Annotated in this window: 19 protein-coding genes; 2 read left to right on the top strand and 17 right to left on the bottom strand. The window is 59.3% G+C overall.

Going from position 1 to position 15,057, the window contains the following annotated elements:
• Nucleotides 1-76: 76 nt before the first annotated feature.
• From hisE to hisC, 10 genes are read right to left on the bottom strand one after another with little or no spacing between them, the layout of a single operon-like run.
• Nucleotides 77-406 (bottom strand): phosphoribosyl-ATP diphosphatase, encoded by a 330-nt coding sequence (gene hisE, locus ACLTXB_RS09715; RefSeq protein ID WP_428226833.1) that lies wholly within the window; start codon nt 404-406, stop codon nt 77-79.
• Nucleotide 407: 1 nt separating this feature from the next.
• Nucleotides 408-746, bottom strand: a complete 339-nt coding sequence (hisI, locus tag ACLTXB_RS09710; protein WP_020989504.1) for a phosphoribosyl-AMP cyclohydrolase — start codon at nt 744-746, stop codon at nt 408-410.
• Nucleotides 743-1,501, bottom strand: a complete 759-nt coding sequence (hisF, locus tag ACLTXB_RS09705; protein WP_428226832.1) for an imidazole glycerol phosphate synthase subunit HisF — start codon at nt 1,499-1,501, stop codon at nt 743-745. Before hisF ends, hisI begins: the two co-directional genes overlap by 4 nt.
• Before the next feature lie 2 nt (nt 1,502-1,503).
• Nucleotides 1,504-2,220: a 1-(5-phosphoribosyl)-5-[(5-phosphoribosylamino)methylideneamino]imidazole-4-carboxamide isomerase gene (gene hisA, locus ACLTXB_RS09700; protein ID WP_428226831.1), complete on the bottom strand. Its 717-nt coding sequence runs from the start codon at nt 2,218-2,220 to the stop codon at nt 1,504-1,506.
• A 4-nt stretch (nt 2,221-2,224) separates the two neighbouring features.
• Nucleotides 2,225-2,845: an imidazole glycerol phosphate synthase subunit HisH gene (gene hisH, locus ACLTXB_RS09695; RefSeq protein WP_428226830.1), complete on the bottom strand. Its 621-nt coding sequence runs from the start codon at nt 2,843-2,845 to the stop codon at nt 2,225-2,227.
• The gene (gene hisD / locus ACLTXB_RS09690) at nt 2,842-4,131 is read right to left on the bottom strand and encodes a histidinol dehydrogenase (RefSeq protein WP_428226829.1); all 1,290 of its coding nucleotides are present in this window, start codon (nt 4,129-4,131) and stop codon (nt 2,842-2,844) included. Before hisD ends, hisH begins: the two co-directional genes overlap by 4 nt.
• Before the next feature lie 8 nt (nt 4,132-4,139).
• Entirely contained in the window at nt 4,140-4,757 is a 618-nt protein-coding gene (hisG, locus tag ACLTXB_RS09685) for an ATP phosphoribosyltransferase (RefSeq protein WP_302668172.1), read from the bottom strand.
• On the bottom strand, nt 4,754-5,833 hold the full coding sequence (locus ACLTXB_RS09680; RefSeq protein ID WP_428226828.1) for an ATP phosphoribosyltransferase regulatory subunit: 1,080 nt from the start codon (nt 5,831-5,833) through the stop codon (nt 4,754-4,756). The genes hisG and ACLTXB_RS09680 overlap by 4 nt, the downstream gene beginning before the upstream one ends.
• A gap of 14 nt (nt 5,834-5,847) precedes the next feature.
• Nucleotides 5,848-6,435, bottom strand: a complete 588-nt coding sequence (hisB, locus tag ACLTXB_RS09675) for an imidazoleglycerol-phosphate dehydratase HisB (RefSeq protein WP_110441155.1) — start codon at nt 6,433-6,435, stop codon at nt 5,848-5,850.
• Nucleotides 6,432-7,487, bottom strand: a complete 1,056-nt coding sequence (gene hisC, locus ACLTXB_RS09670; RefSeq protein ID WP_428226827.1) for a histidinol-phosphate transaminase — start codon at nt 7,485-7,487, stop codon at nt 6,432-6,434. Before hisC ends, hisB begins: the two co-directional genes overlap by 4 nt.
• 182 nt (nt 7,488-7,669) lie before the next feature.
• On the opposite strand from hisC, the gene pepF reads away from it, so the two are divergent.
• Nucleotides 7,670-9,472 carry an oligoendopeptidase F gene (gene pepF / locus ACLTXB_RS09665; protein WP_428226826.1) on the top strand — a complete coding sequence of 601 codons (1,803 nt, stop codon included), beginning with the start codon at nt 7,670-7,672 and terminating at the stop codon, nt 9,470-9,472.
• A 39-nt stretch (nt 9,473-9,511) separates the two neighbouring features.
• On the opposite strand, the gene recO is transcribed toward pepF, so the two are convergent.
• Both recO and ACLTXB_RS09655 read right to left on the bottom strand, forming a co-directional pair.
• Nucleotides 9,512-10,261 (bottom strand): DNA repair protein RecO, encoded by a 750-nt coding sequence (recO, locus tag ACLTXB_RS09660; RefSeq protein ID WP_428226825.1) that lies wholly within the window; start codon nt 10,259-10,261, stop codon nt 9,512-9,514.
• Between the two features lie 57 nt (nt 10,262-10,318).
• The gene (locus tag ACLTXB_RS09655; RefSeq protein ID WP_008980119.1) at nt 10,319-10,468 is read right to left on the bottom strand and encodes a hypothetical protein; all 150 of its coding nucleotides are present in this window, start codon (nt 10,466-10,468) and stop codon (nt 10,319-10,321) included.
• A 98-nt stretch (nt 10,469-10,566) separates the two neighbouring features.
• Between ACLTXB_RS09655 and ACLTXB_RS09650 the strand changes: the two genes are divergently transcribed.
• Nucleotides 10,567-10,761, top strand: coding sequence for a hypothetical protein (locus ACLTXB_RS09650; protein WP_235397336.1), 195 nt, complete (start codon nt 10,567-10,569; stop codon nt 10,759-10,761).
• A 1-nt stretch (nt 10,762) separates the two neighbouring features.
• Here the strand turns inward: ACLTXB_RS09650 and era are convergent, their stop codons facing one another.
• Genes era through ACLTXB_RS09625 form a run of 5 tightly spaced genes read right to left on the bottom strand, consistent with a single transcriptional unit; the run spans nt 10,763 to nt 15,051 of the window.
• Nucleotides 10,763-11,659 (bottom strand): GTPase Era, encoded by an 897-nt coding sequence (era, locus tag ACLTXB_RS09645; protein WP_008980118.1) that lies wholly within the window; start codon nt 11,657-11,659, stop codon nt 10,763-10,765.
• Nucleotides 11,660-11,707: 48 nt separating this feature from the next.
• A complete protein-coding gene (gene ybeY / locus ACLTXB_RS09640; RefSeq protein ID WP_428226824.1) occupies nt 11,708-12,676 on the bottom strand; it encodes an rRNA maturation RNase YbeY in 969 nt (322 codons plus the stop codon).
• Entirely contained in the window at nt 12,673-13,653 is a 981-nt protein-coding gene (locus ACLTXB_RS09635) for a PhoH family protein (RefSeq protein ID WP_235397334.1), read from the bottom strand. The genes ybeY and ACLTXB_RS09635 overlap by 4 nt, the downstream gene beginning before the upstream one ends.
• 8 nt (nt 13,654-13,661) lie before the next feature.
• On the bottom strand, nt 13,662-14,900 hold the full coding sequence (locus tag ACLTXB_RS09630) for a sporulation protein YqfD (protein WP_008980115.1): 1,239 nt from the start codon (nt 14,898-14,900) through the stop codon (nt 13,662-13,664).
• A 10-nt stretch (nt 14,901-14,910) separates the two neighbouring features.
• Nucleotides 14,911-15,051 (bottom strand): YabP/YqfC family sporulation protein, encoded by a 141-nt coding sequence (locus ACLTXB_RS09625; RefSeq protein WP_428226860.1) that lies wholly within the window; start codon nt 15,049-15,051, stop codon nt 14,911-14,913.
• Nucleotides 15,052-15,057: the final 6 nt, after the last annotated feature.

Genomic DNA, 15,057 nt, shown 5'->3' with positions numbered 1-15,057 from the left:
CTCTCAGTCAAGGGCAGACGCGAAACGAAGTTTCGCACAAAGTTCTTTTGCCTACTTTTCTTTCAAGAAAAGTAGGTTAAGAAAAGTCGGAAGCCATCTTTTCCTGCTTCACCTTGTGGTCGATGACGTGACGGGAAGCCAACTCCGCCTTGATCTCGTCCAGGCTGATGCCGGAGGCCACCATCAGCACCATCACGTGGTAGGCCAGGTCGGCAATCTCATAGACCGTCTCCTTGTGATCCTGGTCCTTGGCGGCGATAATCACCTCGGTGCACTCCTCGCCCACCTTTTTCAGAATCTTATCCAGACCCTTTTCAAACAGATAGGTGGTATAAGAACCCTCGGGGCGCTCTTTGTTGCGTCCCTCCAGCAGGGCGTAGAGCCCCTCGTAAGAAAATTCACTCATGTCAGTCTTCCTCGCTCTCATAAATTAGGTTGCCGTCAAAGCAGGAGTCGGTGCCCAAGTGGCAGGCAGGCCCCTCCTTGTTGACCCGCACCAGCAGGGCGTCCTTGTCGCAGTCGGCCCGCAACTCCACAATGTGCTGATAATTGCCGCTGGTCTCCCCCTTGAGCCACAGCTCCTGGCGGGAGCGGGACCAGAAGCAGGTAAGCTTCCGCTTCAGGGAAATCTCCAAGGACTCCCGGTTCATATAGGCCAGGGTGAGCACCTTGCCCGTCTTGGCGTCCTGCACGATAGCGGGGATGAGCCCGCGGTCGTCAAATTTCAAGGTATCCAGATCGATCATAGCCGCACACACACTCCGTTTCGTCTCAGCTCCGCTTTCAGGTCGGGGATGGCCACCTCACCGAAGTGGAAGATACTGGCCGCCAGACCGGCGGACAACTGGGGCAGCTCCCGGAACAAGTCCACAAAGTCCTGGGTGCCTCCCGCGCCGCCGGAGGCAATAACGGGCACGTTGACGATGGCGCTCACGTCCCGAAGCATTTCGATGTCAAAGCCCTTCTTCACGCCGTCAGTGTCGATGGAGTTGACCACCACCTCGCCGGCGCCCCGGTCCACGCCCTCTTTGATCCACTCCAGGGCGTCCATGCCGGTGTCTACCCGGCCGCCGTTGAGGAACACGTGGTACTTGCCGTCCACCCGCTTGGCATCTACCGAGAGCACCACGCACTGGTCGCCGTAGCGCTTGGCGGCCTCGCCGATAAGTTCGGGCCGCTTGATGGCCCCGGAGTTCACCGACACCTTATCTGCCCCGCAGGCCAGGACCCGTTCAAAGTCCTCCACGCCGTTGGTGCCGCCCCCAACAGTGAGGGGGATAAAAATGGTGGAGGCCACAGCGGTAAGAATATCAGTAAAGAGTTTCCGGCCTTCGAAGGAGGCGGTGATATCGTAAAAGACCAGCTCGTCCGCGCCAGAGCGTGAGTAGTAGTCGGCCAGCTTTACGGGGTTGGACACGTCCTGGAGGTTCAGAAAGTTGACCCCCTTCACCACCCGGCCATCTTTAATATCCAGGCAGGGGATGATGCGTTTGGTTACCACTCTTATCCCTCCATTTCCTTCAAGGCGGTTTTCAGATCCAGCGCCCCGGTGTACAGAGCCTTGCCCAGAATGGCCCCGTAGAGCCCCAACTCCTTAAGGCGCGTCAAATCCTCCTGGCTGGACACCCCACCGGAGGCAATGAGGTCCAGGGAGAACTTCTGGGACAGCTGACGGTAGAGATCTACATTGGTCCCTGCCAGCATACCGTCCTTGGACACATCGGTGCAGATGACGGTGCTCACACCCAGCTTACACAGTTTTGTGAAGAAGTCCTCTACGCTGTCTTGGGCGGTCTCCAGCCAGCCCTTGATGGCGATTTTTCCGTCCTTGATGTCCACGCCCACGGCGATGTGGCTGCCGAACTTGTCTAAACTCTCCTCCAGGAATGCGGGATCGGTCACCGCCTTGGTGCCCAGAATCACCCGCTCCACCCCGGCATCCAGATACTTCTGGATGGTGTCCAGACTGCGGATGCCGCCGCCGATCTCCACCTTCAAGTTTGTATCCTTGCAGATAGCCTCAATGACCGAGTAGTTGGGGGTGGAGCCGTCCTTGGCCCCCTCCAGGTCCACGGTGTGGAGCCACTGCGCTCCGGCATCCTGAAAAAGTTTCGCCTGGGCCACCGGGTCGTCGTTGTAGACGGTCATCTGGGCGTAGTCCCCCCGGGTGAGGCGGACTACTTTCTTTTCATACAGGTCAATGGCAGGCAGTAAAATCATGCTCTTACCTCCATTGGCAAAATGCCTTCAAGATTTTCAGTCCCACGTCTCCGCTCTTCTCCGGGTGGAACTGAGTTCCGAACACGTTGTCCTTCTGGACGGCGGCGGTGAGCTCCGTGCCGTACTCCGCCGTGGCAGTGCAGCAGTCCCCGCAGTCAAAGCCGGCAAAGGAGTGGACAAAATATACGTGGTCTCCCTCATTGAGGTCGGCAAAGATGGGGCTCCGCGCCCGGTCTTTGGGGAAGTGTAGGCCGTTCCAGCCCATGTGGGGTACGTCCAGCTCCGCCGGGATTACCGGGCGGATGGGGCGCACCTCGCCGGGGATCAGTCCTAATCCCTGGTGTTCCCCGTACTCAAAGGAGCGCTCCAGCAGCAGCTGCATGCCCAGGCAGATGCCCAGCAGGGGCTTTCCAGAGGCGGCCTGATCCAGCACCACCTGGAACATGCCTGTCTCCCGCAGCTTGTTCGCCGCGTCACCGAAGGCACCCACGCCGGGGAGAATGATGTGATCCGCCTGGTCCAGCACTTGCTGGTCCCGGGTGACCACCGCTTCCGCCCCGATGGCGGCGAGGGAACTTTTCAGGGAGAACAGGTTGCCCACCCCGTAGTCGATGATGGCGATCATTTCCCCGCCTCCTTCTCGTCAAAGCGGATATCCACCGCACGAGCGTGGGCGGTAAGGCCCTCCTTCTTGGCAAACAGGCTCACCTGGCGGTACTCCTTCTCCAGAGCCGGACGGGTGTAATAGCTGAACTGGGACTTTTTGATAAAATCGTCCACCGACAGGGGGCTATAAAATCGTGCAGTACCCGAGGTGGGCAGAGTGTGGTTGGGGCCGGCAAAGTAGTCCCCCATGGGCTCCGGGTTCCACCGGCCCAAGAAGATGGAGCCGGCGTTTTTGATCTGGCTCAAATAGTCAAAGGGACTATCCACGCACAGCTCCAGGTGCTCCGGGGCGATGCGGTTGGCCACGTCGATGGCCTGCTCCAGGTCGGGAGCCACGATGATTTTGCCGTTATTATCGATGGAAGCCCGGGCGATCTCCTGTCGCTCCAGCAGGGGGATCTGGCGCTCCAGCTCCTGAGCCACCGCCTGGGCCAGCTGGCGGCTCTCGGTGACCAGCACGGCAGAGGCCATCTTGTCGTGCTCCGCCTGGCTCAAGAGGTCCGCAGCCACAAAAGCGGGGTTGGACTTACCGTCGGCAATGACCAGCACCTCAGAGGGTCCGGCGATCATGTCGATGTTCACCTGTCCAAAGACCTGCTTTTTGGCCTCGGCCACATAGGCGTTGCCGGGACCGACAATCTTGTCCACCTGGGGGACGCTCTCTGTTCCGTAGGCCAGGGCGGCAATGGCCTGGGCTCCGCCCACTTTGTAAATCTGGGTAACGCCCGCAATTTTAGCGGCGGCCAGAATGGCGGGGTTCACCTTGCCGTCCTTTCCCGGCGGGGTGACCATAACGATCTCCCCTACCCCGGCAATATGGGCGGGGATGGCGTTCATCAGCACGGTGGAGGGGTAGGCTGCGGTGCCTCCGGGGACATAGATGCCCACCCGGGCCAGGGGCATGATCTTCTGCCCCAGAATGACCCCCTCTTTTTCTTCCATCACAAAGCTCTGCCGCTTCTGCTTGGCGTGGTAGGCCCGGATATTCTTCGCCGCCTGCTCCAGCACGGCCAGAAACTCCGGCTCCTCGGCGGCCAGGGCCTCGTCCAGCTCCTGCTCCGTCACAGCCAGGGCAGACAGCTCCACCTTATCAAACTCCCGGGCGTAGTGGTAGAGGGCGGCGTCTCCCTCGGCCCGCACCCGGCAGATAATCTCCGCCACCGGCTGAGACACATCCTTTACCGCGTCGTGGCGCAGGAAGATATCCTGGTCCCGCACTTCATTCATATCATAAATCTTGATCATAAGCCGCCTCACAAATCCCGTTCCAGCGCGTCCCGCAGCCGGATGATTTCCTCGTGCTTAAACTTATAGCTCACCTTATTGCAGATAAACCGGGCGCTGATATCCACGATGGTCTCCAGGGGAGCCAGGTGGTTTTCCAACAAAGTTTTGCCCGTCTCCACAATATCCACGATCACATCGGACAGGCCCAGGATAGGGGCCAGTTCGATGGAACCGTTCAATTTGATGATATCGATGTCCCGGGAGCGGGAATCGTAATACTCCGTAGCGATGTGGGGGAACTTGGTGGCCACCCGAAGCTGCCGGTTTGGATCGTCATAAAAATCCTCCGGACCGGCCACGCACATGCGGCACTTGCCCATCTTCAGATCCAATAGTTCATATACATCGGGGCGGTACTCCAGTAAAATGTCCTTGCCCGCGATGCCCACATCAGCGGCGCCCCGCTCCACATAGATGCTTACATCGGAGGGCTTGACCCAAAAATAGCGCACCCCTTTTTCCGGATTTTCAAAGGTGAGCTTCCGATTCTTCTCTAAAATGGAGGGACAGTCATACCCGGCGGCGGCCATGCGCTCGTAGGCGCTCTCCCCCAGCCGTCCCTTGGGCAGGGCTACGTTGATCATACCAGCACCTCCTCGGGTTTCATACCCCGGACATAGCGTTCCGTCTTCCGGCAGCGCCCCCCTCCAACCGGGTCGCCCTGCCGCTGGCAGCGCACTCCCAGCCCCCGGGAACGCAGCTTCTCCACAAAGGCAGCCAGATCAGCCAGGTCGGCATCGGGGCCGTAGGTAAGCATCAGATCGGCGTCATACTGTTTCTCCCGGCCGAAGTAGGGCTCCAGACGCCCCATGTACAGGGCAAAACCGATAGCTCCCACCTGCTTGCCCATCTTCCGGGGCCGGTTGTCATACCGCCCGCCGGAGAGTACCGGGAATGGGATGTTTTGAAGGAAACCCTGGAAGATGACCCCGTTATAGTAGTCCATACTGTTCACCAGGGAGAAGTCCAGGTGGACCCGGTCCCCCAGGCCAAAGCCCTCCAGGATGGAGGCCACCAGAGACAGCTGCCGCAGGGCATCCCAGGAAGCATCATTCCGGGCCAACTGCCCGGCCTGGTCAATGCCCTGCCGCAGAGGGGCGTAGATGGACATAAGCTGGGCGATGGTCTGGGCATTCTCTATGGTAATCAGCCCCCGGTCGGCCAGAGCCTGGACACCGGGGACATTCTTCTGGGCAATAAACTCCAGCACCTGCTCCCGTACCTGACCTGAGAGGGCCATATCGTCCAACAGGCACGAGACAAAACTCACATCAGACAGATCCAGTACACAGTCCTCGGAAAGCAGCTCCAGGGATTTGGCAGCCAGGGCAATGACCTCCGCCTCGGCGTAGGGGTCCAGCTGGCCTACCGACTCCACCCCCACCTGGAGGATCTCCTTAAAGGTGCCCCCCATGTCCCGGTAGACGTTCTCGTTGTAGTAGACCTTCTCGCTGCTGCCATTGTTGTTCTTCATAATGGACAGGGTTATGTCGGGCTTGAGGGCCTTTAACTCGCCGTCCACATCGGTAAAGGTAATGATATGTCCGCTTTTCAAAAAGTCCTTGTTCTGTGCGTACAGGTCATAATCCTCAAACTTGGACATACGAAATTTGTGATAGCCGTACTGTTCGTACAGCCCGTTGAGTTGTTCTTCCAGCATTGATCCTTCCTCGCTTACAGCATCCCTTTGGTGGATGGAATTTCCGTTTCAAACCGGGGGTCGATGGCCACCGCCTGGCGCAGTGCCCGGCCCAGAGCCTTGAAGGCCCCCTCTACGATATGGTGGGAGTTGCGGCCGCAGACCTGGCGCAGGTGGAGGGTGAGGCCGGCGTGCTTCGCAAACCCTTCCATAAACTCATACACCAACTGGGTATCAAACGTGCCGATCTTCTCGGTAGGGATCTCCAGACCGTCGTAGTAGCCTCCCCGGCCAGAGATATCAACAGCACACAAAATCAAAGCCTCATCCATGGGCAGGTGGAGGGAGGCGTAGCGGTTGATCCCCCGCTTATCTCCTAGTGCCTGGGCAAAAGCGTCTCCCATGGCAATACCGATGTCCTCCACGCTGTGGTGGTCGTCCACCTGGGTATCCCCGTGGCAAGTGACATCCAGGTCCAGTCCGCCGTGGCGGGCCAGCAGGGTGAGCATGTGGTCCAGAAAACCCACACCGCTCTCCACGGTGCTCTTTCCCGTGCCGTCCAGGTTGAGGGACAGGCGAATGTCGGTCTCGTTTGTTTTGCGGGCAACAGAAGCGGTTCTCATAGCAGCTCCTCCAGCTTCGTCAGGAAAATATCCATCTGCTCCTGGGTACCGATGGTAATGCGATTATAATCCCGGATGGGGTCCTTGTCAAAGTGACGCACCAGAACGCCCCGCTCCTTGAGGCCACGGTAGATCGCTCCGCCGTCAGTACCCGGCTTCCTGGCAAACAGGAAGTTGGAGCGGGAGTCCAGCACAGTAAAGCCCAGCTTCTCCAGCTTTTCCTTGGTATAGGCCCGGGTGTCCATGATCTTCTTACAGTTTTCCGTGTAGTAATCCTGCTCGGCGATGGCCTGTACGCCAGCCCGCAGAGTCAGTCGATTCACATTATAGGGGTTGGTGGAAAACTTCACCGTCTCCAGGTCCCGGATGAGCTCCGCATTACCGATGGCGTAGCCCAGCCGGGCTCCTGCCATGGAGCGGGACTTGGAGTAAGTCTGCACCACCAGCAGGTTGGGGTAGATCTTGGTCAGCTCCACACAGCTCTCTGCGCCGAAGTCCACATAGGCCTCATCCACCACCACCACGCTGTCCGGGTTGGCCTTGACGATGCCCTCGATGGCGTCTCGGCTCAGGGCCATGCCGGTAGGAGCATTGGGGTTGGCAATGACGATGGTCTTATTGAGACCGTAATAGTCCTCAGGGGCGATGGAAAAGTCGGATTTCAAGGGAACAATCTGCACGGGAATGTGGTAGAGGTCAGCAAACACGGGATAGAACCCGTAGGTGATGTCAGCGAAGGCCACCCCTCGGCCGTCGGTGGCATAGGAGAGGAAGGCAAAGTTCAGTGCCTCGTCGGAGCCGTTGCCCACATAGATGTTCTCCGGCTCCACCTTGTAATAGTCTGCCAGGGCCTTTTTCAGCTCCTTGCACTCGGGATCGGAATACAGGCGCAGGTCGGAGGCCTCTTTGGCATTGAGGGCAGTGATTACCCCAGCCGAGGGGGGATAGGGGGATTCGTTGGTGTTGAGCTTCACATACTGCTGATCTTGGGGCTGCTCACCAGGGGTGTAAGGCGCAAGATTTTTCAGTGCACCGCTGAAAAAGGTGGACATAGGTAGGCCTCCTTGTTTATTTCGCTAGTTCGCTAAAGTGATAACGCAATAATAAACACCTATCCTCGGTTTGTCAACCCCTCCCAGTCTGTTTTGGAAAAACCGTTGCCATATTTTTTGCCCCGTGCTACCATACTATTAAAAATGCCGGGGCTTCAGCCCCATGGATCAGGAGGTTCCCTATGTCAAAACAAAAATCCATCCCCCAGCGGGATGCCATCCCTCAGGAGTATACCTGGAACACCGCCGACCTCTACCCCACTGATGAAGCCTGGAAGGAGGAGTTCCAAACTCTGAAATCCCTCACCCAAAAGCTGGAGGGCTATGCCGGCCGTCTGGGCGAGAGCGCCCAGACCCTCTACGACTTTGTCACCTTGGAGCAGCAGGCCGGAGAGATGCTCAGCAAGCTCATGGACTATGCCCAGCGGAAAAGCGACGAGGACACCCGGGTAGCTACCTACCAGGCCATGGTGGGCCAGATCTCCACCCAGTATGTGGAGCTGGTGCGTGCCACCGCCTTTGAGGTGCCTGAGCTGCTGGCTCTGCCCGAGGAGCGTCTGGAGGAATTCTATGCCCAGCTCCCCGATCTCACCCTCTACCGCCGCTACTTCCACAACATCCAGCGCCGCCGCCCCCACACTCTCTCCCAGGCGGAGGAGCAGCTGCTGGCCGCTGCCGGAGAACTGTCCCAGGCCCCCGATGACATCTTCTCCAAGCTCACCGACGCCGACCTCACCTTCCCCGACGCGGTGGACGGTCAGGGGCAGGCTCACCCTCTCTCCAACGGCTCCTACACCCTGCTCATGTCCAGCCCCGACCGGGCATTGCGGAAATCCGCCTTTGAAAACCTGTACTCCGTCTACGGCGGTATGAAAAACACCCTGGCCGCCACTCTGGCCGCCCAGGTCAAGCAGCTCCAGTTCTTCTCCAAGGCGCGCCGCTACCCCAGCGCCTTAGCTGCCTCTCTGGACGGCACTCACGTCCCCGAGGAGGTCTATCATAACCTCATTTCCACCGTCCGGGCCAATCTGGACAAGATGCACCGTTATGTGCGTCTGCGGAAAAAGTTGCTGGGGGTGGACGAACTCCACATGTACGACGTGTACGCCCCCATGGTCTCGGGCGTAGAGGCGGAAATTCCTTATGAACAGGCCAAGGAGACCGTCTACCAGGCGGTAGCCCCTCTGGGTGCGGAGTACCAGGCCATCATCCGTCAGGCTCTGGACAACCGTTGGATCGATGTGTACGAGAACGTGGGTAAGCGCTCCGGCGGCTATATGTCGGGCGCCCTGGTCCACCCCTATATTCTGCTCAACTACCAGGATGACCTGGACAGCATGTTCACCCTGGCCCATGAGCTGGGCCACGCCGTCCACTCCTACCTCTCCAACCGCACCCAGCCCACCGTCTATCGGGACTATGTGATTTTCGTGGCCGAGGTGGCCTCCACCTGCAACGAGGCCCTGCTCATGGAGCATCTGCTCAAGCAGACCGACGACAAGCGCCGCCGGGCCTGGCTCATCAACCACTTCCTGGAGCAGTTTAAGGGCACCCTGTACCGCCAGACCATGTTCGCGGAGTTTGAACTGCGCATGGGCGAGCTGGTGGCTCAGGGCGAGACCCTGACCGAGGAGCTTCTCTGCCGGGAATACAAGGCCCTCAACGAGGCCTATTTCGGCCCCGACATGGTCTCTGACCCCCAGATCGCTCTGGAGTGGTCCCGTATCCCCCACTTCTACTACAACTACTACGTCTTCCAGTACGCCACCGGCTACTCCGCCGCCATCGCCCTGGCAAACCGCATCCTCACCGGCGGTCACCAGGCGGTTCAGGACTACCTCACCTTCCTGTCCGGCGGGTGCAGCCAGAACCCCATCGACCTGCTGAAGGGCGCCGGGGTGGACATGGCCTCCCCCCAGCCCATCCAGGACGCCCTGGACCAGTTTGGCCGTCTGCTGGACGAGATGGAAGAACTTATGGCCTAAGCAACAGAGCCGTTGGAACCAAGGTTCCAACGGCTCTGTTTAACTCAACCGCAGCGATTTGTAAAAGTCCAGGGTACTGAAGCCCCGCTCCAGCTGGGTAAGCAGATAGGCCTCGGCCACATCGGCAAAGGCGGACAGACTCTTCTCCTCCAGCTGGAAGAAAAATAGCCGTTTGGGATCTCCGTAGGCCACATGGCGCATGGCGGCTAGCGCCCCCTGATCCAGAGGCATGGACACCCCGTCCCCCACCTCGCCGCGGCAGCGGGCACAGTGGAGCACCCCTTCCCGCAGGTGGAACCGGGGTTCCTCCGGCTGGCAACCGCACACCGCACAGGCATCCAGCACCGGCTCGTACCCCGCCAGACACATGGCACGCAGCTCAAAGGCTCCCTTCACCAGGGCCAGAGGGCGGTCCAACCGGTCCAGGGCGTGGAGGCTGTTTAAAATAAGGGACAGCATCTCCGGACTTGGCAGCCCCTCCAGGGCCAGCGCCTGGGTCACCTCACCGAAGTAGCAGCCCAGAGAGAACTTGTCCAAATCCTCCCGCATGCCGCGAAACTCCCGCTCCACCTCGGCCTCTTTCACGCTCCAGCGTCCCTGGTACTCGTAGAGGATGAAATCCGACCACACCAGCAGCTGACTGCCCGCAGCCAGAGGACTGCCTTTCCGGCGGCAGCCCCGGGCAGAGGCAGTAAGCTTTCCCTGCTCCTGAGTGAGCAGGGTGAGGATCTTGTCCGATTCCTTATACGCTGTCTCCCGCAGAACCAGGGCTTTGGTGTGCAGATGCATGGTCAAACGCTCCTTTTATGTACGATGGGCCCGCTCCAGTCGGAGCGGGCCCCAGTCTCACTGCCACGGTGGAGGCAGCGAAGAAATGGTCTCCCCGTTTCGGGGCGGCAAGGTCGGTTCAGAACGGCCCTGCGGCTTCTCCCGCCGGGCAGCCAGGTAGGCCTGAGGCAGCCCGGTGGCAAAAAACAGTTCCCACATTCCATCCATGTCCGTCCCTCCGTTTTCTGTTTCTGGCCTTAGTATGGCGGAAGGAGTCGAAATTTATAGATGGAAGGTTTTGTTTATTCGTCCCGATAGCCGAAATTGTGAATGAGGTTGATGTTATCTCTCCAATTTTCCCACAAAAGCAGGCTTTTGTGGGAACCCTGATCTTATCCTTCCACCGGCAAAGTGAATTTGCCGGTGGACAAGGTTTTTGCAGCGCAAAAACACTTGGACGCGCCAAAGGCGCGGCTCGCTTGCGCTCGCAAAGAAAATTGGCCGAACTGCAAACTGCTTGAATCACTCATCCCGGTATCCAAAATTATGGATCAAATTGATGTTATCCCGCCAATTTTCTTTTACCTTCACCCAGGTCTGGAGATACACCTTGGTACCCATAAACCGCTCCATGTCCTGCCGGGCCAGGGAGGATACCTTCTTCAGCATGGAGCCGCCCTTGCCGATGATAATACCCTTGTGGCTGTTCTTTTCGCAATAAATGGTGGCATCGATCTCGATGACCTCGTCGTCCCGCTCAGAGAACTTGGTGATCTCCACGGCGGTCCCGTGGGGAATCTCCTTGTCCAGGCACAGGAGCAACTTCTCCCGCAAAATCTCCGCCATCATCTGCCGCTCGGGCTGGTCGGACACCATGCCCTCGGGGAAGAGCTGGGGGCCGTTGGGCAGGAAACCCTCCAACACGTTCAGCAGCTCGTCCACACCCTCACCGGTTTTGGCGGAGATGGGCACCACGGCGGTAAAGTCGTGGGCCTGGGTGTAGACCTGGATGACCTCCAGAAGCTTTTCCTTCTGCTCCAGGGTGTCCACCTTGTTGATGACCAGCACAGAGGGGCAGCCCAGGGTCTTGATGCGGTCGATGAGCTGCTGCTCGGGAGCGCCGATGTTGGGGATGGGCTCTACCAGCAGCATAATGCCATCCACATCGGCCACGCTCTCCTTGACCACATTCACCATGTAGTCGCCCAGGCGGGTGCGTGCCTTGTGGAGACCAGGGGTGTCCACAAAGACGAACTGGCTCTCTCCCCGGTTCAAAATGGCGGTAATGCGGTTGCGGGTGGTCTGGGGCTTATTGGTGACGATGGCCACCTTCTCCCCCACCAGAGCATTGGTCAAAGTGGACTTGCCCACGTTGGGCCGTCCGCACAGGGTGATGATACCCGACTTTTTGATTTCCATAAATTGATCCTCAACTTTCTTTCTGCGGCTTGAGCTATTGGCCGCGTGTTATTCTCTCACAATGCCCAGCGTTCCCAGAATTTCTTCCTCTCGCTGACGCATTTGCTTTTTCATGGGGCCCTCGTCCATATGGTCGTACCCCAACAGGTGGAGCACCGAGTGGACGGCCAGGTAGGCCACTTCCCGGCGGGTGCCGTGGCCGTACTCCTCTCCCTGAGCCTTCGCCCGCTCCAGGGAGATCACCATATCTCCCAGAGGAACCAGGTTGTCGCCGGGGTCGGCGTCCTCCTGGGTGGGATGTTCCCCGGGCTGGAGGTCAAACATGGGAAAGGAGAGCACATCCGTGGGCCGGTCCACCTCACGTTGCTCCAGGTTGATCTGATGGATGCCCTCATCATCGGTGAACAGCACGTCCACCTCGCAGGGCACATCCACTCCCTCAGCAGCCAGGGTGGCAGGGATCACCTGCCGCAGCAGGTCGGCATACTCCTCCGCTCCGTCCACCTCGGTCTCAATGATGATCTCGTGGTTCAATGTTGTCTCCTCCTCTGGCCCATCTAAGGGCTCGTCCAGCACCCAAGGCAGGTACAAACTGATGTCCAGGTCAAAGCTCGGCTCAGGGAACTCAGGCTGGATATTGTAACACTCATGGCCCACCATCATCTGAAATGTGGGGAATACGACCGGTGGGCCCCAAGCGGTACCGTTATTCTGTTTCTTCTCCGGCGTTTGGACCACTGCGCCCGCCACGCGCCAGCTGATCTCGTAGAGCAGCCCCTTCTTTTCCCAGCTTTCGTCATGGTAGAGTTCGCACACATACGTGGCCTTCTCCACCGGGATGGACAGGCTGTCCAGGATATGCAGGATCTCCTCCGGCAGCTTCCGTTCCCTGGCCAAAACCAGGAAGTTGCGGCAGTGTCCGCAGGTGCAGCTCCATTCCTCCGCCTGAGCATACCAAGCTCGGGTGGCCTGTTCATCTACCTCCAACTCATAGCCCCAAAGGGACAGCCGGGTCATCTCCGGTTCTCCTTTTTATTCTTGCGCTCCTCGTCCACCTCGTAGGCCTTGATGATGCGCTGCACGATCACATGGCGGACCACATCGCTCTCGTTGAGACGGCAGATGGCAATATCCTCCACGCCCTTGAGCACCCGCATGGCCTCCCGCAGGCCGGAGACCTTGTCTCCGGGCAGGTCGATCTGAGTAATATCGCCGGTAATGACGATCTTGGAGCCAAAGCCCAGGCGGGTCAGGAACATCTTCATCTGCTCCCGGGAGGTGTTCTGGGCCTCGTCCAGGATAATGAAGCTGTCGTCCAGGGTACGGCCGCGCATGTAGGCCAAAGGAGCTACCTCAATGTTGCCCCGCTCCAGATACTTCTGGTAAGTCTCAGGACCCAGCATATCAAAGAGGGCGTCGTACAGGGGGCGCAGGTAGGGGTCTACCTTACTCTGCAAATCGCCGGGCAGGAAGCCCAGCCGCTCTCCGGCCTCCACAGCAGGACGGGTCAGGATGATGCGGTTAATCTCCTTGGCCCGGAAGGCAGCCACTGCCGCTGCCACCGCCAGATAGGTCTTACCGGTACCGGCGGGACCGATACCCAGGGTAACTGTATTCTTCTGAATAGCCTCCACATACTTCTTCTGGCCCAGGGTCTTGGCCTTGATGGGCTTGCCCTTGGCAGTGATGCACAGCACGCCGGCAGACAGCTGCTGTACCTCCTGCTCCCGGCCCTCCCGCACCAGCTGAAGGACATATCGTACATTCTGTTCGTTGATAGCCTCTCCCCGTGCGGCCAGGCCCATCAGGTTCTCGATGGCATGCACGGCAAATAGGACTTGCTCCGGGTCCTCCCCGGACACCTTCAGCTGGGAATCCCGGCTGATCACCGAGACCCCCAGCTCATGCTCGATCAAACGGATATTCTCGTCAAAGGAGCCAAAGAGGCTGATGGTATCCTCCAAGCGCTCCAAACTGATGGTCTGTTCTGTCATTGGTATGATTACTCCTGTTCGGCAGAGGAGTCCTCCTCTGGAATTTCCCGTGAGCTGGGCGTCTCCTGGCCAATTTCCTCCTGGCACTCGGCGCTCAGCGTGACTTCCAGCATCCCGTCTGCCACCCGGGCGGTGAAGTTTTGGGACAACACCTGTCCATCCGGGCCGATCAGATCCTGGAGCCGGCGTTCCAGTCCCTCCTCCACCAGAGCTTGGGCCGCTTCCACATCCACGTCCACACTCTGCGTCTCATAGGCACGGCAGCGCTGAGCCGTAAGCATCATGGGCAGGCGCTGGCCGCCGGGGAGGCTTCCCTGGTACACCGTGGTTATTTTATCATAAGACTCCCATGGAATGCTACTGTTTCGGAAAAAATCCAGGGAAAATCCAAAAAAGCTTATCGACCACAGGGTACGCTCTTTCCCGGTGTACTCCTTCACCTGGGCCTGGAGAGGGATAGCACCCCGCAGGGTACGCCACGTTCTGGCCCACACCCGGCCCCGGGCGTGGGTCTGGTAGTAGCGGGTAGGCAGGTCGCTGTACTGAGGGGGCGGCATGCTGACCAGGCCCGAAATCACCACCTCGCCTTTTGCTACCGTATCCCCCTCCGCTACCAGCGCCTCTCCGGCCAGCGGCTCCACCTGGAGGATGATCCCGTCAGCCTGGGACACCACATCGTAGTACCCCTCCTCCCGGTCCAGCTCCGGCGCCTTGACCGCCTCCCGCACCACCACCTCCAGCCGGGTACCGTAGAGATTGATGGACATCCAGGACAGATCGGGCATCTCCAACAAGACACGTTGGGCAATACTCTTGCGGTCCAGACTTGGTCCGTATACCCCCGGGCGCACCCCCTGCTGGCGCAGTTGGGAAAGGATGGTGGCCGAGGATACCTGCTCATTGCCCGTGACCTGGATGGTGAGAATAAACCGAGAGAGAATACACACCGCCGCCACACTCAGTGCCAGCCCCACCAAAAATGCGTAGCGCTTGCGGAAGCGGCGCAGGAAGGCAGGCAGTCCCCTGCTGTCCTCTATTTCGATCTCGCACCCCACACGCTGCGCCAGCTCCTCCAGCCGCCGCAGTTTCTGGCGCAGAGTAATGAGCCGCAGGGCGTGCTCGTCCACCCACTCCAGCCCCCAGCAGGGTACCTGCTCCTGGGCGCACAGATTCAACAGCCGCTCCGGAAAGGCTCCCCGGGCCGTGAGAGTTACCGTTCCCCGCAGGAGATTTTCTACCTGCCTCATGCTCCCCCTCCTACTCCATGCGGATGTCCGCGATCTGCCCGGTGATGAGCAGCTCCAGGCCCGTCATAGCCCGCAGCTCCAGCTCCCGTCCGGTGACCCGCACCACATAGGAGCCGGCGCTGATATGGATCTCCTCGCTCCCATAGGCCAAAATCCC

The sequence above is a fragment of the Flintibacter sp. genome (assembly GCF_046973065.1).
Note: the sequence above shows the minus strand (reverse complement) of the source record. Positions and strands in the feature narration are given on the sequence as shown.